Genomic DNA, 19967 nt, shown 5'->3' with positions numbered 1-19967 from the left:
CGATACACCCTTCGACACACCCCCCCTCCTCTCCCCCCTCCTCCCCCCCCCCTCTCCCCCCCCTCTCCCCCCCCCCCCCCCCCCACCCCCCCCCCCCCCCCCCACGGCCGTGGCGCGGTGGGTCAGCGGTGGCGGAACTCCGCCGGTCGCTTGTCGACGAAGGCACATGCCCCGCCGGGGCTGACCGAGCCCGTCAGGCCTTTTGCTGCATGGAGCTCCGTGCGGGGTTGCCCTGTTCGGCGGCCTTGGGGTCCTTCTCATCGGCCTTGTCCCGTACGCCGTCGGCGATGCGCTTGCCGATGGTCTCGTCGATGTTGGACCAGTACGCGAAGGCCCGCTCAAGGACGGGTTCGCTCACTCCGTTGAGGAGATGTCCGACGACGTTGTCGACCAGGCGGTCCCGGGCGGCGTCGTCCAGGACCTCGCGCACCATGGTGCCGGGCTGCCCCCAGTCGTCGTCCTGCGCGTGGGAGACGTAGGCGGCGCGGGTGATCTCGCCGTCGGCCGTCCAACTGGGCGGGGACCCGTAGTGCTCCGTGTCCGCGGCGGGACCGCCCTTGGAGTTCGGGGCGTACACCGGGTCGGTGGTGTTCCGGTAGGCCATCGCCCCGTCCTTGGAGTACGTCCGGACGTCGACGACGGGGGCGTTCACCGGCAGCTGCTGGTAGTTGGCGCCGATCCGGTGGCGATGGGCATCCGCATAGGAGAACAACCGGGCCAGCAGCATGCGGTCCGGGCTCGGTCCGATACCGGGGACGAAATTGTTCGGCTGGAACGCCGCCTGCTCGATCTGGGCGTGGTTGTCGGTGGGGTTCCGGTCGAGCGTCATGCGACCGACCGGAATGAGCGGGTAGTCACCGTGCGGCCACACCTTGGTGAGGTCGAAGGGGTTGAACCGATAGCCCGCGGCCTCCTCGTACGGCATCAACTGGACGTAGAGGGTCCAACTCGGGTGGTCACCGTCCCGGATGTGCTCGAAGAGGTCGCGCATGTGGTAGTCCGTGTCCGCCGCGGCCATCTGATCGGCCTCGTGCTGGGTGAAGAACTCGATGCCCTGGTCGGTCTTGAAGGTGTACTTCACCCAGAACCGCTCGCCGGCGGCGTTGATCCACATGTAGGTGTGGGAGGTGTAGCCGTTCATGTGGCGCCAGGTCCGCGGGATGCCCCGGTCTCCCATCAGCCAGGTGACCTGGTGGGCGGACTCCGGGGAGAGGGTCCAGAAGTCCCACTGCATGTCGTGGTCGCGCAGGTTGTTGTCGGCTCGACGCTTCTGGGACCGGATGAAATGCTGGAACTTCATCGGGTCCTTCACGAAGAACACCGGCGTGTTGTTGCCGACCATGTCGTAGTTGCCTTCGCTGGTGTAGAACTTCACCGCGAAGCCGCGCGGGTCACGCCAGGTGTCCGGGCTGCCACGCTCGCCGGCGACGGTCGAGAAGCGGATGACCAGGTCGGTGCGGGTGCCTGGCTGGAACAGCGCCGCCTTCGTGTAACCGCTGACATCGTGAGTGACCTCGAAGTGGCCGAACGCACCGCTCCCCTTGGCGTGTGGCTGGCGCTCGGGAATCCGTTCCCGGTTGAACTGCGCCATCTGCTCGATCAGGTAGGCGTCCTGGAGCAGGACCGGCCCCCCGGGGCCCACGGTGAGTGAGTGTTCGTCGCTCTCCACCGGTGCGCCGGAATCGGTCGTGGTGGCGGGTCGGATCTCCGTCATAAGTCTGCCTTTCATGGTGCGCCAGCAGTGACGTCGCGATTCCTCGGGCCGCTGACGTCCGATCAGTCCCGGTGGGGCTGCCGCCTCCGTGCGCTGCACGCCACGCAGACGCGGCGAAGACGGTCCCGACCGGCACCTCGTGCCCATTGGTCGCGTGATCCTGAGGGGACGGGATAAACACCCCCACTCCGGCCGATCTGTACGCGGCGACGTGTCAGCGGCGTATTGTCGCCCCGCGCCGGCGGTGTGCGGCCAGCGGCGCCTTGTCGCCCCGCGCCGGCGTCGTGCGGTCAGCGGCGCATCTAGGCCGGGCCGGTTCCAAGGGCGTTGCGCAGGAACAGCGTGGCCTGGTCGATGGCTCCACGGGCGGCTTTGGACTGACTGAGCGAGTTGAGCATCATGAAGTCGTGGACCGTGCCGTCGTAGCGCACCGTGGTCACCGGAACCTCGGCGGTCCGAAGCTTGGCGGCATACGCCTCACCCTCGTCGCGCAGTACGTCGGCCTCGTCGACGATCAACAGGGCGGGCGGCAGGCCCGAGAGCTGCTCGGTGGTCGCGTGGTTGGGAGACGCGGTGATCTCCGCGCGCTGGTTCGGGTCGGTCGTGTAGGCGTCCCAGAACCACTCCATCAGCTTGCGGCTCAGGTAGTAACCGGTGGCGAACTCGTCGTAGGAACCGGTGTCCATCGCCGCGTCCGTGACCGGGTAATACATCGACTGCTGCAGGAACTTGACGTCGCCGCGCTGCTTGGCCATGAGCGAGAGTGCAGCGGTCATGTTCCCGCCGACCGATTCTCCCGCCACCACCATGCGCTCCGCATCCAGCCCTTTGGACGCTCCCTCGCGGACGATCCACTGCGCGGTGGCGTAACCCTGCTCGATGGCCACGGGGTAGTGGGCCTCGGGCGACGGCGTGTACTCCACGAAGACCACGGCCGCATGTGCGCCCACCGCCAACTCCCGGACCAGGCGGTCGTGAGTGCCCGCGTTGCCCAGGACCCAGCCACCGCCGTGCATGTAGAGCACGACGGGCAGCATTCCGGTGGCACCCTGCGGTTTGACGATGCGTACCCGTACGTCACCCACGGTGGCCGATACGGTGATCCACTCCTCGTCGACCGGCAGCTTGTCGACCGGCGCGGCCTGGAGGTCGTCGAGGACCTTGCGCGCTGCGGGCGGATCCAGCTCGTACAGGAACGGATGTTGCGAGGTTGCGTCGGCGAGATCCTGCGCCGCGGGCTCAAGAACGATCGAGGCGGTCTGCGCAGCCATGGGAATACTCCCTGGAATGTCCGAGAAGCGCTTGGTGACGAGCACACGAAACCGACGAGCGTCGCGGTGCGCTCGAATGTGGGGCGGCCAGTGGGCTGCACCCTGGTTCAAGCCCCCGATGGGGCTAGATCCAGCATAGTCACGCATTCTCGGTCACTGCATTCCAGGAAGCCGCCTGCCCTCTGAGCGAGGGCGCGGGCCCGATCCCGGACAGAGGACTCAGCCTGCCACCGTCGACCTCAGCCGCTCGCGGTGCGCCCGGTTGGTGGCCATCAGGACGTCGAGCGCCTGCCGGGTGCGGACGAGCTCTTCGATGTGTGCGGAGAGCCGTTCGCGCTCCTCGGCCATCCGTTCCAGCGCGGCATCGGACGTGACCTCGCTGGGTGAGTCGACACATGGCAGGAGTTCGGCGATGGTCCGGCTGGACAGGCCTGCGGTGTACATCCGCTGGAGGAAGGTGACCCGCTCGACGTGGCCCTCCGTGTAGTGCCGCTGCCCGCTGGTGCTGCGGGTGCTCGTGAGCAGGCCCTGTTCCTCGTAATAGCGCAGGGACCGGACGCTCACTCCAGCCCGTGCCGCGAGCTCGCCGATGCGCACGTCGCCCTCCCTCGTGTGATCCGAGGCACAACCCTTGCCTCTGACGTCAATGTCAGGTTTTAGCGTAGCGGTCGTGCCCGGGATCGGGGCACGACCCAGCACGCGGGACGTATGAAGGAGACATGACGTGACGACCCTTTTCACCGGCTACCGGCTCGGCGACCTGGAGCTTCCCAACCGAGTGGTGATGGCCCCGATGACCCGGGTCCGGGCCGCCGCTGGCGGTCTGGCGACGCCGTCGATGGCGCGCTACTACGCCCAGCGGGCCACGGCCGGCCTGATCGTCACCGAGGGGGTGCAGCCGAGCCTGATCGGCCAGTCCAACCCGGGCACTCCGGGGCTGCACACCGACGACCAGGTGACCGCGTGGCGCACGGTGACCGATGCGGTGCACACCAACGGCGGCCGGATCTTCGCCCAGATCATGCACGGCGGGCGGGTGTCACACCCCGACACCATCGGGACACGGCCCGTCGGCCCCTCGGCCGTGGCGGCTGTCGGCGAGGTGTTCACCCCGAGCGGGCCGCAGCCCGCGCCCACTCCGCGTGCCCTGGACACGGCCGAAGTGCCCGAGCACGTCCGGTCGTACGCGGATGCCGCGCGCCGGGCCGTGGACGCCGGCTTCGACGGTGTGGAACTGCACGGCGCCAACGGTTACCTGATCTCGCAGTTCCTCTCCTCCAACGCCAACCTGCGCACGGACCGCTACGGCGGCTCCGTCACCAACCGGATTCGGTTCGCCGTCGAGGCGGCCACCGCGACCGCCGAAGCCATCGGCGCGGAGCGGACCGGGATCCGGCTCTCCCCCGGTGGGCCCTTCTGGGGCGTGGAGGAGACCGAGATCGCCGAGCTCTACGGTGCTCTCCTGACCGAGCTGTCGCGGCTCGGTCTGGCCTACGTCCACCTTGAGGCCACCATCGACGAGGAGACGCTTCTCGGTCTGCGCCGCACCTGGCCCGGCACCCTGGTGATGAACCCGGTGCTGCCGATGGGCCCCAAGCAGACCGGCCGCGCCGACGCGGACCACTGGCTCGGTCTGGGAGCCGACCTCATCAGCTTCGGTCGTGCCTTCATCGCCAACCCCGACCTGGTGGAACGGCTGCGCACCGGCCTCCCGATCGCCCCCGCCGACGAGGCGACGTACTTCCAGGGCGGCGACAAGGGCTACCTCACCTACCTGGCGTACCAGCACTCGGCGTGACGCCGATGAGGCGGTCGGGGCTTGTGCGTTGCTGATCCTGTCGGTCTTGCGGTCCACGCGGCGGCGCCAAGCGGCAAAGACACCGGTGTCTCCGGAACGGCGGGCCGTCAGAGAGGACGGCCCGCCGCACTCACCGGGTCGGCCGATTCATCACACCGGGTCGATCACCCAGCGGGACGCCGTCCCGATCGTGGGCTGGAAGACGACCTGGGCCCCGACCGTTCCGTTCGCGTCCAAATACTTGCCGCTCTGGGTGTGCCTGATGGACTTCGCACTGCCGGACGTGGTCGTCCACTTCTGATACCCGCCGCCGTTGCACGGGAATGTGTAGACATCCGCGCCGTTGCCGTCGAGGCAGTGGCCTGATGCCGGGTTCCTGAAGATGCCGCCGGTGATCTGCCACACCTGCTTCGCGCTGCGGTCACACTTGCCGAGGACGAGGTTTCCCTTGCCTCCCGAGATGTTCACCTGGAGGCAGGAGTTGCTGCTGTTGCCGTTGATCACCTGGTAGTTCACCGGCGCCGCCTGCGCCGAGGTCGCGCCGCCGACCAGCAGCGTCGAGCCGAATGCGATCGCCGCGCCCGCACCGGCGAGTCGGCTGAGGCTTGCCTTGAGTTCCATCATTGATCCCCTCGAGTCAGATGATTGGCGCGCCGCCTGTACTGCCGCCCGGTCGGCGCCTTTGCCGCCGTCTACGTTGAGGGGTGGCGCCGCTCGGGTACGGCGGTCTCGGAGGAGCCCGGATCATCTGGGCTCCTCCGCTGGATGAGCTACATTTTTTGACTCCGAAGTCCGGACGATTCCGGAGAGCGGGACGGGGGAAGCGGCGTATATGAGGGGACCGGGCTCACCGCAGAGCTGGTTCGTCCATCGGTTGCAGCAGTTGCGCACGGCCTCGGGGTCACCCAGCCAGGCGCAGCTTCTGGCCTACGACGAGAACAAGGCCCTCACTCGGTCGTCGCTGTCGGACCTGCTGGCGGGCAAGTTCACCAAGCCGCCCCCGTGGGAGCGGATCGCGGCCTACGCGACCGCGTGCGTCCGCGCCGCGCACGCCGGTCAGATCGACCTCTCCTCCGAGGAAGAGCTCGCGCGACTGCGGGGTGACCATGCCACGCTCACCGACCTGTTCGAGACCGCTGTCAGGGAGGTCCGCGCACCGGCGGCGCGTCTCTCTGCCTCGCGGCCTCGTCCGGCGACCTTTCGGCTGCCGCCGCGCAACATCAACTTCACCGGCCGCGACGCCACATTGGGGGAGTTACGGCAGCGTCTCACCTCGGGCGACAACGGCGCGATGCAGGTCGTGCACGGGCTGGGTGGTGTCGGCAAGACGCAGCTTGCGGTTGAGTACGCCTACCTCTACCGGTCGAACTACCGGTTCGTGGCGTTCGTGGACGCCGAGGATCCGGATCTGGTGGCGTCGCAGTTCGCTTCGCTGGCCAGGGAGTTGGGACTGGCGGAGGTGAGCTCCGAGCAGGTCATCCCGCAGGTGTACGGCAGATTGCTGGACGACGCGCCCTGGCTGATCATCTTCGACAACGGGGAGAGACCTGGCCCGCTCGTGGACGCGCTGCCGTCGGGTGACCTGGGGAGCAACGGTCACGTCATCGTCACGACCAGGTTGCGCGGCTGGTCGAGCAGAGCCGGCGTCATCGACCTGGACGTGTTCACCAGGCGCGAGGCGGTGGAGCTGCTGGCCCGGCGGGTGTGCGGCATGACCACAGAGGTGGCGGACCGGATCGCCGAGCAACTGGGCGACCTGCCGCTGGCGCTGGAGCAGGCGGCCGGGTACATGGACTACAACCAGACTGCGCCTGAGGAGTACCTGGCTCTGCTGACGTCGCGGTTGGAAGACATGATCGCGCTGGGCGAGCCGGCGGACCGGCCGGCGGTGGTGGTCGCGACCCTGTGGCAACTCAGCGTGCGAAGGCTGGAGATCGAGCGGCCGCAGGCGAAACGGCTGCTCGAGCTGTGTGCCCTGCTGGCGCCGGAGCCGATCCCGCTGACCCTGCTCAGCGGTGGCACGGAACCACTGCTTGCAGCCGCGGCCGACCCGGTGGCATGGGACACGACGGTCGGCGCTCTGGCCGGCCTCGGGCTCGCGAGGCGCGGGGCGTCCTCCCTGGTGCTGCACCGGCTGGTGCAGGCCGCGATCCGCGCCGCGATGCCGGACGACGTGCGCACCGACGCTCGGGTACGACTGTGCCGGGCGCTGCTGGAGGCCGTGCCGCACGACATCCACGGTGACCCGGATGCGCGATCGCGATGGCAAGAACTGCTCCCGCACGCGCTCGTGGTGACCAAGGACGAGCCGCCGACCAAGTGCACTGGGGAAACGGCGATGCTGCTGCGGCTGGCGTCGGCGTTCCTCCTTTCGATCGGGGACCACTCGGTGGCACTGCCCCTGGGTGAGCGTGCCCTCGCGATCGACGAGTCGCTCGAACAGAGGGATGCGGAAATCGGCTTCGACCTGATCACCTTGGCGCAGATCCACCGGGACCGCGGCGAGCCGGAGCGAGCGCGTCCGATGGCGGAACGTGCACTGAGTCTGCACGAGTCATGTCTGCCGGCCGACAGTCCCGCCATCGCGACGGACTTGGCCACCCTGGCGCGCATTCGACACCTGCTCGGTGATCACGAGGCGGCGGTGCCCTTGGCCGAGCGGGCGCTGCGGATCGACGAAGCGGCGTACGGGCCGGACGACCCGTACGTGAGCTTCGACCTGATAGCACTGGCGAGTGTCCATCTCGACCTGGACGACCACGCCGTGGCCGTGCCGCTGATCTCTCGGGCGCTACGGATCCGCGAGGCCAGTTACGCACCGGACCACCTCTACATCGGGTACGCCCTGCTGCTCAAGGCCCGAGCCGTGCACGCGCTGGACGACCCGACAGCAGCGAACCTCGCGCGCAGGGGCGCGCTGATCCTGAACACCCGGCTGGGCATGACCCACCCCAAAACCGAGGATGCCTTCACTCTGGCCAACTGTTTGCTGGGCGAGTTCCGTCCGGCATTTTGACAGGGCCTTGACATATTCGACGGCTCCCAGCAGCATGCAAATCGCAAGCAGAGTGCCGCAATTTCCGTTGCCCACAGTGCAATTCACGCACAGCGCACACAGGCGGCGGCACGACAGTGCCACAGTCGAGCGCCGCACCAACACCCGGCAAGCGCGGCCGGCGCGCGCCTTGCCTGACATCCCTCACCGTCAGGAAGGACAACCCCCCATGTCTTGGCGCCCTCGCGCGGGGCTGAGAACGCTCACCGCGCTCGCGCTCCTTCTGGCCGGAGCTGCCACGGCAGCGCCCACGGCCACCCCGGCCTCCGCCGCCCCGGCGGACCTTCCGCCCGGCGACTACCAGCAGGTCCAACTCGCCGCCGGTGCCGCCGAGACGGGCGAACCCATGTCGCTGGCCGTACTGCCCGACAGGTCGGTCCTGCACACCGCCCGCGACGGCATGATCCGCCTCACGGACGCCGCGGGCAACACGAAACAGGCCGGGAAACTCGACGTCTACACACACGACGAGGAGGGTCTGCAAGGCATCGCCGCAGACCCCGCTTTTGCCTCCAACCGGTATGTCTACGCCTATTACTCGCCGAAGCTGAACACACCGGCGGGTGACGCCCCCGCGACCGGTACGGCCGCGGACTTCGAGCCGTGGAAGGGCCACCTCAACCTGTCGCGGTTCACGTTGCGCACCGACGGCACCCTGGACATGGCCAGTGAGAAGGTCGTCCTCGAAGTGCCCAACGACCGCGGCCAGTGCTGTCACGTCGGCGGCGACATCGACTTCGACGCGGCCGGGAACCTCCTTCTGACGACCGGCGACGACACCAACCCCTTCGACTCGTCCGGGTACGCGCCGATCGACGAACGCACCAACCGCAACCCCCAGTTCGACGCTCAGCGCAGCTCCGGCAACACCAACGACCTGCGGGGCAAGGTGCTGAGGATCAAGCCGACCGCCGCCGGCGGCTTCACCATCCCCTCGGGCAACCTGTTCGCACCGGGCACCGCCGGAACCCGGCCCGAGATCTACGCGATGGGCTTCCGCAACCCGTTCCGGATGTCCGTCGACCGCCCCACCGGCACGGTGTACCTCGGCGACTACGGCCCCGACGCCGGCGGCACCGACCCGAACCGGGGACCGGGCGGCCAGGTCGAGTTCAACCGCATCACCTCGCCCGGCAACTACGGCTGGCCGTACTGCACCGGCACCAACACCACGGGTGAGACGTACAACGAGTACACCTTCCCGAGCGGGCCGTCCGGCGCCAAGTACACATGCGCGGGCGGCCCCGCCAACAACTCCTTCCGCAACACCGGCCAGGCCCAACTGCCCCCGGCCAGGCCGAGCTGGATCAAGTACGGGCTGGACGGCTCGCCGCCCGAGTTCGGCGGCGGCTCGGAGTCCCCGATGGGCGGCGAGGTCTACCGCTACGACCCCAACTCGACGTCCACGGTGAAGTTCCCGCAGTCCCTCGACGGCCGCTACTTCGCCGCCGAGTACGGGCGCCAGTGGATCAAGGCCATCGAGGTCAAGAGCGACGGCTCCTACGGCACGATCGAGGACGTCCCCTGGAACGGCACCCAGGTGATGGACACCGACTTCGGCCCCGACGGTGCGCTGTACGTCCTGGACTACGGCACCGGCAGCAACAACTCGGGCCTGTACCGCATCGAGTACATCGCGGGCAGCAACCGCAACCCCGTCGCCCAGGCCTCCGCCGACCGCACCTCCGGCACCCTGCCGCTGACCGTGCGGTTCTCCTCCCAGGGCAGCTCCGACCCCGAGGGCGGAGCGCTGACGTACTCCTGGAACTTCGGTGACGGCACCACGTCGACCGAGGCCAACCCCGGCCACACGTACACCACCGCGGGCACCTATCGCCCCACTCTCACGGTCCGCGACCCGGAGGGCCTGACCGGCACCGCGAGCCTGGTCGTGACCGCGGGCAACACGGCACCGACGGTGACCCTGCAACAGCCCCTGAACGGGCAGTCGTTCGCCTTCGGTGACACCGTGCCGTTCAAGGTCCAGGTGAGCGATCCGGAGGACGGCACCGTCGACTGCTCCAAGGTGAAGGTCACCTATCTCCTCGGCCATGACAGCCACACCCACGCCATCACCTCCACCAACGGCTGCGAAGGCAACCTCACCGTGCCCGCCGACGGCGAACATGACAGCGCCGCCAACCTGTACGGAGTCTTCGACGCCGAGTACACCGACGCCGGCGGGCTGACCACGCACTCCGTGCGCACCCTGCAACCACGTCATCGTCAGGGCGAGCACCTCGGCGCCCAGTCCGGCATCCAGATCGCCGACCACGCCACCGCCGAGGGCGGCAGGACGGTCGGTTTCACCGATGACGGCGACTGGATCTCGTTCAAGCCGTATGTCCTCGCGGGCGCCACGAAGTTCACCGCCCGGGTGGCATCCGGCGGCGCGGGCGGCACCCTCGAGGTGCGCGCCGGTTCCGCCACGGGCACGCTGCTCGGCACCGCGACCGTGCCGGTGACCGGCGGCTGGGACACCTTCACCGACGTCACCGCCAGCCTCTCCGGCGCGCCCGCCGGCACCACCGAGCTGTTCCTGGTGTTCCGGGGCCCGACCGGGCAGGGCAACCTCTTCGACGTCGACGCCTTCACCCTCGGCTCCGGCTCCACCACGACCACGCCGTGGGAGGCGGAGTCGTACAGCTCCGCCTCGGGTGTCCAGTCCGCGGCGCACGGCACGGCGAGCGGCGGTCTGACGCTGGGCTACATCGACAACGGCGACTGGGCCGGGTACGCCTCCGTCTCCACCGCCGGTGCGGCCTCCGTCTCCGCCCGGGTCTCCTCGGCCGGGGCGGGCGGCACCCTCCAGTTCCGCTCCGGCTCGCAGACGGGGCCGCTGCTGGGTTCCGTGACCGTGCCGGTGACCGGCAGCTGGGAGACCTTCACCACCGTCAGCACCTCACTCAACGGTGCTGGATCGGGCCCGCTGTTCCTCACCTTCACCGGAGGCTCCGGCTCCCTGTTCGACGTCGACACCTTCACCCTCACCCGGTCCGCCTCCGCGGCGCGAAAGGGGCGATGACCATGACCCTCCTGATACGGCGACTGCGTCGCGGCACCGCGGCCCTGGTCCTGGGCCTGCTCGGCGCCCTTCTGGCCCCGGCCGGCCCGGCACACGCGGCCTCCTTCGAGGTCCTGGTGTTCTCGAAGACGGCCGGCTTCCGGCACGACGCGATCCCGGCCGGCATCGACGCCCTGCGCACACTCGGCGGGCAGAACGACTTCACCGTCACGGCCACCGAGGACGCCGGAGCCTTCACCACGTCCAACCTCGCGAACTACGAGGCCGTGGTGTTCCTCAACACCACCGGCGACGTCCTCAACTCCGCGCAGCAGACGGCCTTGCAGTCGTACGTCGACTCCGGCGGCGGCTACGTCGGCGTGCACGCGGCGGCCGACACCGAGTACGACTGGCCCTACTACGGACAGCTGGTCGGCGCCTGGTTCCAGAGCCACCCCGCGATCCAGCAGGCCACGATCCGCAACGAGGACCGGACCCATCCGGCCACCAGCCACCTGGGCGCGACCTGGACCCGCACCGACGAGTGGTACAACTACCGCGCCAACCCCCGCGCCAACGTGCACGTCCTGCAGACCCTGGACGAAAGCACCTACAGCGGCGGCTCGATGGGCGCCGACCACCCCATCACCTGGTGCCACAGCCAGGGTACGGGCCGATCCTTCTACACCGGGCTCGGCCACACCATCGAGTCCTACGCCGACCCGGCCTTCCGTTCCCTGCTGCTGGGCGGGGTCCGTTACGCGTCCGGGCAGGCGACGGCCGACTGCTCGGCTCCGGCCGGCAACGGGCAGACCGAGGCGGAGTCGTACAGCTCTGGCTCCGGCGTGCAGGTGGCCGCGCACGCCCCGGCCAGCGGCGGACAGACGCTCGGCTACATCGACAACGGGGACTGGGCGGGCTACTCCAACGTCACCACCGCGGGAGCGAAGACCTTCACCGCGAAGGTGTCCTCCGCGGGCGCCGGAGGAACCATCGAGATCCGGTCCGGGTCGGCCGACGGCACCCTGCTCGGTTCGGTGGCGGTACCGGTGACCGGTGGCTGGGAGACGTTCACGACCGTCACGGCCACCCTGTCCGGCTCCGCCTCCGGCCCGCTCTTCCTGCGCTTCACCGGCGGTGGCGGAGCACTGTTCGACATCGACACCTTCAGCCTCGGCACCGAACCCACCGCCGGGCCCCTGTCCGACGACGTACACCTCTTCTACTACTCCTGGTACGGGAGCCCGGCGGTGAACGGCGACTGGCGGCACTGGCAGCAGGGCGGGCACACGCCACCGGACGACATCGGCGCCGACCTCTACCCGGCCCTCGGGCCGTACGACTCCGGTGACTTCGACGGCGCGGTCGACCAGCACATGAAGTGGGCCGCCCGGTCGGGCGCCGGGGTGATCGTCTACAGCTGGTGGGGCCGGGACAGCCACGAGGACCGGCTCGCGCGCGGCGTGCTCGACGCGGTCCAGGAGCAGGGCATCGAGGTGGCCTGGCACCTGGAGCCGTACGCGGGCCGCACCGCGGCCTCGACCGCCGCCGACATCGAGTACATCAACGGCACCTACGGCGGCCACCCGGCCTTCCATCGCTCGGCGGACCACGGAGGCAAGGGCGCGTTCTACGTCTTCCAGAGCCTCGACGTCACCGACTGGACGGCACTCGACCAGGTCACCGACACGAGCATCGTCCTCGCCCAGACCACGGACACCACCAAGATCGCGCACTTCTCGGGCATGTACACCTACGACGGCATCGCGGGCGCCACGGCCCCCGGCTGGCAGCAGGCCGGCGACTACGCCCGTGCCCACGGCCTGATCTGGGCGCCGTCCGTCGCGCCGGGCTACATCGACGACCGTGCGGTGCCGGGCAACTCCACACCCACCGTGGCGCGTGCCGACGGCGCGGCGTACGACCGGCAGTGGTCCAACGCCCTGGATCCGGCCATCGGCGGGTCCCCGACCTGGGTGTCGGTGACCTCGTTCAACGAGTGGCACGAGGGGAGCTCCATCGAGCCGGCCGACTCCACCCCGCCCGCCGGCCACGGCTACCAGACGTACAGCGGTGCCTACGGGCAGACGGGAGCGGCGGCACAGACGGCGTACCTGGATCGGACCGCGTACTGGGTGGACCGCTTCCAGGAGGCGGCCGCCGACTGACGCCGGCTGCCCCTCCCAGTCATCCGCACCGGCGTGGTGCCCGCCCGCAGCCTTCCGCTCGGCGGGCACCACGTCGCGGCATGGGAATCGCCTATCGCCCCTCCGTTCGGCCCACCGCTGGGGGCTTTTCCAGTGATTTGCATCGGGCTCGCGCAAGTCGTGCGGGCCGGGGCGGGTACGCCGTGTGCGCAGAATGCGACCTCACGATCCATGAGGAGAACAGCCCATGTATGCAGTGGTACGGCGGTACGAAGGGGTGACCGATCCGGCTGAGGCGGGACGCCGGGTGAAGGAGGAGTTCGTGCCGCTCCTGCGCCAGGTCCAAGGGTTCGTCGCCTACTACTGGGTCGATGCCGGGAACGGTGTGATGCTGTCCACGGGTGTCTTCCAGGACCGGGCCGGCGCCGAGGCGTCGACCGACAGGGCGAGGGATTTCGTACGGGACCGCCTCGCCGCTCTGCTCCCCCATCCGCCCCAGGTCACGGCAGGCGAGGTCGTGGCCCATTCGTAGGACGCCGCAACAGTCGCGGCGCGGGACGGGCCGACGCCCCTCGCCGAGACGTTCTGGAGGCGAATGTGGCAGTGAACCGGTTGGGCCTGGTGGTGCACGGTGGGCGCGCGGAGGCCGTGGACGCGGCCGGTGTCGTCCGGACGTGGTGCGAAGAGCACGCCGTGCGGTGCACCGACATCGACGTATGGCAGGACGGCGGGCGGCACAGAGCGCGGGATGAGGTCGAGGCCGCAGGCAATCCCGACCTCATCGTCACTCTGGGCGGAGACGGCACCTTTCTGCGGGGCGCCAGGCTGGCCGCCGAGAACGATGCCCTCGTCCTCGGGGTCGACCTGGGGCGGGTGGGGTTCCTGACGGAGGTGTCGGCCGCCGAAATGCGGTCCGCGCTGGACGCGGTGCGGGAGAACCGTTTCCACGTCGACAGCCGCATGCTTCTTGCCCTGCGCGCCTCGCGCCGCCTGGAGATGCCGCCGGGCATGGAGGCCCTCATGGAGTACGGCCGCGGCCCGCTTCTGCCTCCCCCGCAGGTGCGCACCGACTGCCGGACCGACGACGAGTGGGGTGTCCCGCTGGACGTGACCGCGCTCAACGACGTGGTGCTGGAGAAGCTGGCCAGGGACCGCCAGGTCTCGGTCGGGGTCTACATCTCCGGCAGACTCCTGGCCTCCTACTCCGCGGACGCGTTGCTGGTCGCCACGCCGACGGGCTCGACCGCCTACAGCTTCGCCGCCGGCGGGCCCGTCGTCTCGCCGCGTGCGGAAGCGCTCGTCTTCACACCGGTCGCCCCGCACATGGCCTTCGACCGGTCGGTCGTCACCGCCCCCGACGAGCCCGTCGGACTGCGCATCCTGGAACGGTCGGGGCAGGCGGCCGTGAGCATCGACGGCCAGCTGCGCGGCGTGCTGGGGCCAGGAGACTGGATCGGCGTGTACGCCGCACCGCGCCGGCTGAGGGCCGTACGGCTGGACCCGATGGATTTCTACGGCCGACTGCGCGAACGGATGAACCTGACCGACGCACCGGCCGCGATCGCCGACGGTTCCCCCGCACCGCTGTGGTCGGTGACCACACCTCCCCCGGGAGACCTCGCTCATCTGGCCTTGCTGACGGCCTCGGATGGGCCGTCACCGCTTCTGTGAGCTGTCTGCTCAGGGGCTGCGGCCTTTCGCTCTTCGTCCGACTCGCCTCCAATCGCCCTCTACTCGAAGAACTTGAGACTCCAACCGGTGTTCGTGTTGGGGCCCGGGACGTTGGCGCGGCTGTACGTGGTGTCGCCCCACCAGCAGAACGTGCCGGTGTACCAGTACCGGTTCTCCCACGTGTACGGCGTTCCCTTCGGCACGGCGTGGAACATCAGGGGGAACCTCGGTCCGGCCGGCGGGCTGGTGCCGATGTCACCGTCGAGCAGGACGAAGCTGTGGTGGCCGGGGCCGTTGACATGCAGGGTCGGGTCCCAACCCGACATCATCGTGGCGCGGTTGGAGCCGAACAGGCAGCCGTTGGACTTGTACCAGTCCCACACGTACGTCGGATCGCCTCCGGCGCGCAGTCGCAGGTCGGCCAGGCAGTACTGCTCGCTCCAGCTGCCGTTGGCGGAGTACACGATGTGCAGTTGGCCGTTCGGGTCCTTGATGGCCTCAGGAGCCTCGTTGATGTACGGATTTCCGACCACCCGCTCCCAGCTCTCCCGGGGCTGCGAGATGACGTGGCGGGCACCGGTCGGCGTGGTCGGACTGCTCATACGGGCGACGTACAGGTTCTGCTCGACGTTGGTGTCGCCGGCCCAGCCGGACCACACGAACCAGCGCTGCCCGTTGAAGGTGAACAGGGTGCCGTCGATGGCCCACTTGTCGTCCGGCAGGGCGAGCTTGGTCTCCGCCGTGTAACCGCTGTCCGGACTGGCGGAGTTGATGACGTACATCCGGTGAGCCGGTCCGCGGCCCGCCGAGAAGTAGATGTAGTAACGGCCGCCGTCCCGCACGATCTCGGGGGCCCAGACCTCGCCGAGGTCACGGGTGTCGGACCAGACCTGCCGCGCGGGAGCCGTTGCCAGAGCGTCCGTTGACGGAGCTTGACGCACGACGATGGCGCCACCGGCCGACTGCACCGAGACATAGGTGCCACCGACCCGGAGCACGCTCGGGTCAGCGGCCCGCAGACTCGTCTGTCCCGCCTGGGCCGGATCGGCGGACGTCAGGGACAACACGGCGGTGAGGACGCCGGACAACACCACGACCGCGGCGCCCGTGATGCGGCGAGAGAGCTTCATGGTCACCTCGACGTGACGCTTTACATCGATGGAAGAGCGCGCTCACAGCATTGTTGCCGGTCTCGGACATGTCAATGGCGCCGCAAGGGCCGAATGCCCCAAGTCGCCGACGGCACAGGCGCCGTGGGGTCGACCCGGCCGGGTGGACAGAGTGGTGCGTGAGGTCTGGACAGCCGTCGAGGGGCGTGCTGTCATTCCGCTGTCGCAGGATTTCCAACGTTGAAAGAGCCGTCCGACCGCGCCCGTACCGGTGTTCCGCCGTACCTGCGGGGCCTGGGTTTCCAGATGACCGGTCCCGGTCCGCGGCCTCTGTGCGAGGAAAGGTTCGATGACAAGACAACACACCCGCCCACCGCTCAGAGTGTGGGCGCTGCTGGCTGCGGCCGTTCTCGTCGTGCCGCCGAGCGGCCTGGCCGCCACCGCGTCGGCAGCGGAGCCGACCGGCGGCAGCGCCTCAGTGCTCTCCACCGAAGCAGCCGACGTCGAGGTGCACGGCCTGAAGGGCGAGTACTTCAGCATGTCGGCCCCGGGCGCCCGGGACTTCGCCGAACTCGGTGGCACTCTGCTCGATCCGCAGATCGACTTCTCCGGCCTGACCAGCACCTTCCAGGAGCTGACCGGCAGGACGGAGCACACGACCGCCCGTTGGACGGGCCAGATCGAGGCACCGGCCACCGGCGACTACACCTTCTACGGCATCGGTGACAACGGCTTCCGGCTCTACATCGACGGCAAGCCGGTCATCGACCACTGGGAGCCGGACTGGGACAAGGAACAGACCAGCGCCGCGATCCGGCTGACCGCCGGTGAGAAGCACGACTTCCGCCTGGAGATGTTCCAGGACTTCGGTGGCGCCAACATGTTCCTGCGCTGGGCCGGCCCGGACCTGCCCAAGCAGCTGGTGCCGATGTCGGCGTTCACTCCGCCCGAGGGTTTCGAGGTCTACCCGGTGGAGCTGTCCGTGGCCGCGGACGGACGCCGGCTGCGAGCCCGGTTCGAGGGCAGGGTCGGTGATCTCCGGGCGGTCAAGGACCACTTGAAGGTCGAGGCCGACACCACGGCCATGCCCCTGAAGTCGGTCACCGCCGCTCCCGGTGACCGCAACTCCCTGCTCGTGACGCTCGCCGAACCCATCCAGAAGAACCAGCAGGTGCGGGTCACCTACGACGGCGAGGGCGGCCTGACGTCCGGCGGCGAGACCGTGCCGAAGGTCATCCGCTACGCCGACAACGCCTCCACCCACCGGCTCACCACCAAGTGGGGCGACAAGGTCGACGAGAAGAACCCGCTGCCGGAGTACCCGCGTCCGCAGCAGGTGCGTTCCAAGTGGAAGAACCTCAACGGCCCTTGGCAGTTCAGCGGCGCCGAAGCGGGCGAGCAGCCGGTGTTCGGCAAGGACCTCGACGAGAAGATCGTCGTGCCGTACCCGATGGAGTCGCAGCTCTCCGGGCTGGAGCGGCACGAGGACCACATGTTCTACCGCAAGCTGGTGAACGTCCCCAGGGACTGGAAGGTCGGCAAGGACGGCAAGGGCAACCGGCTGAAGCTCAACTTCGGTGCCGTGGACTACCAGGCGCGCGTCTTCGTCAACGGCACGAAGGTCGCCGAACACACCGGTGGCTACGACGCCTTCAGCGCCGACATCACCGACGCACTGAAGGGCACCGGGCCGCAGGAGGTCGTCGTCGCGGTCACCGACACCGGAGGCGCCGACCAGCCGATGGGCAAGCAGTCCACCAACCCGGGCGGCATCTTCTACACCCAGTCCTCGGGCATCTGGCAGACCGTCTGGATGGAACCGGTGGCCGACGCCGCGATCGATAACGTTGTCACCACACCGGACATCGACTCGGGCAGCCTCGCGGTGACGGTGCAGTCGGGCAAGGCCTCCGGCGGGGCCCGCGTCGAGGCCGTCGCACGCGACAGGCGCGGCAAGGTCGTCGGCAAGGTCAGCGGGCCGGCGAACGAGCAGCTGCAACTGCCGGTGGCGAACCAGCACTTGTGGAGCCCGGACGACCCCTACCTCTACGACCTCGACGTCAAGCTCACCGACGGCAGATCGGCCGACAAGGTCGGCAGCTACTTCGGTATGCGCGAGATAGGCATCGCGAAGGTCGGCGGCTTCCAGAAGCTGGTGCTCAACGGCAAGCCGGTCTTCTCCCTCGCCACCCTCGACCAGGGCTTCTGGCCCGACGGCCTGTACACCGCGCCGAGCGACGAGGCCCTCGCGTTCGACCTCAAGGCGCACAAGGAACTCGGCTTCAACGCGGTGCGCAAGCACATCAAGGTGGAGCCCGCGCGCTGGTTCTACCACGCGGACCGACTCGGCCTGCTGGTCTGGCAGGACTTCGTCTCCGGCAACCTCACGAACGAGACCGGGCGGCGCGCCTTCGTCGACCAGGGCCGGGAGATGATGCGGGAGCACCACAACGCCCCCTCCGTGATCGGCTGGATCGTCTTCAACGAGGGCTGGGGCGAGTGGGACCGCACGGAGACCGGCAAGATCGCCGAGGCCGTGAAGGAGGCCGACCCGTCCCGTGTCGTCAACGCCCACAGCGGTGTCAACTGCTGCAACTCCAAGGGAGATTCGGGCAAGGGCGACATCATCGACCACCACGACTACAACAACGAGGACCCGCCGTTCCCCGACGACAAGCGGGCGGCGATGGACGGTGAGCACGGCGGCTTCACCCTGCGCACTCCCGGGCACATGTGGCCGGGCGCCCCGACGGTGATCTACAGCGGCGTCAACGACAAGGAGGCGCTGACCCGCAAGTACGTCGAGAACACCGAGAAGTTCTATCTCGACCAGGCCGGTGCCGAGCTGTCCGGTTCGATCTACACCCAGATCTCCGATCTGGAGAACGAGCTCAACGGCCTGTACACGTACGACCGTCGGGAGATCAAGGTCGACCCGGTCCGGGTCCGCGAGGTCAACCGCGAGGTCATCGCCGCCGGTGCCGCCGCGGGCGAACGGGCGACGCTCAAGGGCGGCGGGTCCTGGGCCCTCGACGAGGGCACCGGGAATACGGCGAACGACTCCGGCCCGAACGCCAAGGCCCTGAAGCTCAGCGACGGCACCACCTGGACACCCGGCGTCAACGGCAGCGCGCTGAGGTTCGACGGTCAGGGCCGGTACGCCGAGACCGACGGGCCGGTGCTCGACACCACCGGAAGCTACTCGGTTTCGGCCTGGGTGCGACTGGACGAGCTCCCCGGCAACTACGCCACCGCGGTCAGCCAGGACACCCGGCGACAGGCCAGCCCGTTCTATCTCCAGTACGGCCAGGGCGCGTTCGCCTTCAGCACCCCGGGCGAGAGCCGCGCCCGCCTGGTGACCACACCGGAGACGGGCCGCTGGTACCACCTGGTCGGCGTCCGCGACAGCACCGACAACACGATCAAGCTGTACGCCGACGGAAAGCCGGCGGCGACCGCCACCGGCGGAGCGGCCTATCCCAGCACCGGTTCCCTGGCCGTCGGCCGCGCCCAGTGGGGCGGCAGCGACACCGACTTCTGGAACGGCGCGGTCGACGAGGTCCACGCCTATGACAAGGCGCTCACCGCCGAGGAGGTGAGCGCGCTCTACACGGACGAGAAGCCGTAGCGGAAGCCGCAACGAGTGGGCCCCGGCGGGACAGCACTCCCCCGCCGGGGCCCTCTCGCGTCACGTCAGCGCGCGGGTGAGACCGCCACGCTGTCGAAGGAGGCCGCGGTGCCGAAGACGCGTACTCCGGTGGCGCCACTGCCGTACGTACCGTCGGTGACGGAGATCTTCGGCGACGTCATGTCGTCGACGTACACCTTGATATGGGCGCCGACGGCAGTGACCCGCAGTCGATGGGGCGACCCCGGGTCGATCGACAGCTCGCGGCTCCCCAGCGGCGTCCAGCCGCCGTCGGCCCGTCCGAGCACCACCTTGCCGCCGGCGCTGATACCCGCGTAGTACCCGGAGTAGCTGTCCGGACCGACCCCCGGCCCGGTCACTCTGAAGGTCAGCCCGGCGTCGCCACCCCCCGTTCGGACGGTCATGGGGGCTCCCGGAGAGGCCGGAGGAGACGGCCGGGGGGGGGGGGGGGGGGGGGGGGGGGGGGGCCGCCCCCCCCCCCCCCCCCCCCCCCCCCCCCCCCCCCCCCCCCCCCCACAACAGCACCCCCCCCCCTCCCCCCCCTCATGA

Annotated in this window: 13 protein-coding genes; 7 read left to right on the top strand and 6 right to left on the bottom strand. The window is 69.3% G+C overall.

Features of this window, described 5'->3' with window-relative positions:
• Positions 1–193: 193 nt before the first annotated feature.
• The 3 genes from ACFQ6S_RS05085 to ACFQ6S_RS05075 all read right to left on the bottom strand — a co-directional run bounded on the left by ACFQ6S_RS05085 (position 194) and on the right by ACFQ6S_RS05075 (position 3582).
• Positions 194–1714: a catalase gene (locus ACFQ6S_RS05085; RefSeq protein WP_383403655.1), complete on the bottom strand. Its 1521-nt coding sequence runs from the start codon at positions 1712–1714 to the stop codon at positions 194–196.
• Between the two features lie 302 nt (positions 1715–2016).
• A complete protein-coding gene (locus ACFQ6S_RS05080; RefSeq protein ID WP_383403652.1) occupies positions 2017–2985 on the bottom strand; it encodes an alpha/beta hydrolase in 969 nt (322 codons plus the stop codon).
• A gap of 219 nt (positions 2986–3204) precedes the next feature.
• Positions 3205–3582 (bottom strand): MerR family transcriptional regulator, encoded by a 378-nt coding sequence (locus ACFQ6S_RS05075; RefSeq protein ID WP_383403649.1) that lies wholly within the window; start codon positions 3580–3582, stop codon positions 3205–3207.
• A 127-nt stretch (positions 3583–3709) separates the two neighbouring features.
• On the opposite strand from ACFQ6S_RS05075, the gene ACFQ6S_RS05070 reads away from it, so the two are divergent.
• Positions 3710–4783 (top strand): alkene reductase, encoded by a 1074-nt coding sequence (locus ACFQ6S_RS05070; protein ID WP_383403646.1) that lies wholly within the window; start codon positions 3710–3712, stop codon positions 4781–4783.
• Between the two features lie 150 nt (positions 4784–4933).
• Here the strand turns inward: ACFQ6S_RS05070 and ACFQ6S_RS05065 are convergent, their stop codons facing one another.
• Positions 4934–5404, bottom strand: a complete 471-nt coding sequence (locus tag ACFQ6S_RS05065) for a ricin-type beta-trefoil lectin domain protein (protein WP_383403644.1) — start codon at positions 5402–5404, stop codon at positions 4934–4936.
• 211 nt (positions 5405–5615) lie between these two features.
• Here ACFQ6S_RS05065 and fxsT point away from each other — a divergent pair, with 211 nt between their 5' ends.
• The 5 genes from fxsT to ACFQ6S_RS05040 all read left to right on the top strand — a co-directional run bounded on the left by fxsT (position 5616) and on the right by ACFQ6S_RS05040 (position 14660).
• Positions 5616–7799 (top strand): FxSxx-COOH system tetratricopeptide repeat protein, encoded by a 2184-nt coding sequence (gene fxsT, locus ACFQ6S_RS05060; protein WP_383403642.1) that lies wholly within the window; start codon positions 5616–5618, stop codon positions 7797–7799.
• 208 nt (positions 7800–8007) lie between these two features.
• Complete coding sequence (locus tag ACFQ6S_RS05055; protein ID WP_383403640.1) at positions 8008–10863, top strand: carbohydrate-binding protein; 2856 nt, start codon at positions 8008–8010, stop codon at positions 10861–10863.
• Positions 10864–10865: 2 nt separating this feature from the next.
• Entirely contained in the window at positions 10866–13010 is a 2145-nt protein-coding gene (locus ACFQ6S_RS05050; protein WP_383403638.1) for a ThuA domain-containing protein, read from the top strand.
• A 226-nt stretch (positions 13011–13236) separates the two neighbouring features.
• Entirely contained in the window at positions 13237–13521 is a 285-nt protein-coding gene (locus tag ACFQ6S_RS05045; protein ID WP_383403635.1) for a hypothetical protein, read from the top strand.
• A gap of 65 nt (positions 13522–13586) precedes the next feature.
• Entirely contained in the window at positions 13587–14660 is a 1074-nt protein-coding gene (locus tag ACFQ6S_RS05040; RefSeq protein WP_383403632.1) for an NAD(+)/NADH kinase, read from the top strand.
• 59 nt (positions 14661–14719) lie between these two features.
• On the opposite strand, the gene ACFQ6S_RS05035 is transcribed toward ACFQ6S_RS05040, so the two are convergent.
• On the bottom strand, positions 14720–15790 hold the full coding sequence (locus ACFQ6S_RS05035) for a glycoside hydrolase family 43 protein (protein ID WP_383403630.1): 1071 nt from the start codon (positions 15788–15790) through the stop codon (positions 14720–14722).
• A gap of 328 nt (positions 15791–16118) precedes the next feature.
• Here ACFQ6S_RS05035 and ACFQ6S_RS05030 point away from each other — a divergent pair, with 328 nt between their 5' ends.
• Complete coding sequence (locus ACFQ6S_RS05030; RefSeq protein WP_383403627.1) at positions 16119–19397, top strand: LamG-like jellyroll fold domain-containing protein; 3279 nt, start codon at positions 16119–16121, stop codon at positions 19395–19397.
• A 65-nt stretch (positions 19398–19462) separates the two neighbouring features.
• On the opposite strand, the gene ACFQ6S_RS05025 is transcribed toward ACFQ6S_RS05030, so the two are convergent.
• Entirely contained in the window at positions 19463–19822 is a 360-nt protein-coding gene (locus ACFQ6S_RS05025) for a hypothetical protein (RefSeq protein ID WP_383403624.1), read from the bottom strand.
• Between the last annotated feature and the right edge of the window lie 145 nt (positions 19823–19967).

The organism is Streptomyces sp. NPDC056479 (assembly GCF_042795335.1).
Classification (GTDB): domain Bacteria; phylum Actinomycetota; class Actinomycetes; order Streptomycetales; family Streptomycetaceae; genus Streptomyces.
Note: the sequence above shows the minus strand (reverse complement) of the source record. Positions and strands in the feature narration are given on the sequence as shown.

What these genes read in the sequence shown, in the direction of transcription:
- fxsT (WP_383403642.1), top strand. Translation starts at nt 5,616, where the DNA reads ATGAGGGGACCGGGCTCACCGCAGAGCTGGTTCGTCCATCGGTTGCAG.
- ACFQ6S_RS05050 (WP_383403638.1), top strand. Translation starts at nt 10,866, where the DNA reads ATGACCCTCCTGATACGGCGACTGCGTCGCGGCACCGCGGCCCTGGTC.
- ACFQ6S_RS05045 (WP_383403635.1), top strand. Translation starts at nt 13,237, where the DNA reads ATGTATGCAGTGGTACGGCGGTACGAAGGGGTGACCGATCCGGCTGAG.
- ACFQ6S_RS05080 (WP_383403652.1), bottom strand. Translation starts at nt 2,985, where the DNA reads ATGGCTGCGCAGACCGCCTCGATCGTTCTTGAGCCCGCGGCGCAGGAT.
- ACFQ6S_RS05085 (WP_383403655.1), bottom strand. Translation starts at nt 1,714, where the DNA reads ATGACGGAGATCCGACCCGCCACCACGACCGATTCCGGCGCACCGGTG.
- ACFQ6S_RS05030 (WP_383403627.1), top strand. Translation starts at nt 16,119, where the DNA reads ATGACAAGACAACACACCCGCCCACCGCTCAGAGTGTGGGCGCTGCTG.
- ACFQ6S_RS05035 (WP_383403630.1), bottom strand. Translation starts at nt 15,790, where the DNA reads ATGAAGCTCTCTCGCCGCATCACGGGCGCCGCGGTCGTGGTGTTGTCC.
- ACFQ6S_RS05065 (WP_383403644.1), bottom strand. Translation starts at nt 5,404, where the DNA reads ATGGAACTCAAGGCAAGCCTCAGCCGACTCGCCGGTGCGGGCGCGGCG.
- ACFQ6S_RS05055 (WP_383403640.1), top strand. Translation starts at nt 8,008, where the DNA reads ATGTCTTGGCGCCCTCGCGCGGGGCTGAGAACGCTCACCGCGCTCGCG.
- ACFQ6S_RS05025 (WP_383403624.1), bottom strand. Translation starts at nt 19,822, where the DNA reads ATGACCGTCCGAACGGGGGGTGGCGACGCCGGGCTGACCTTCAGAGTG.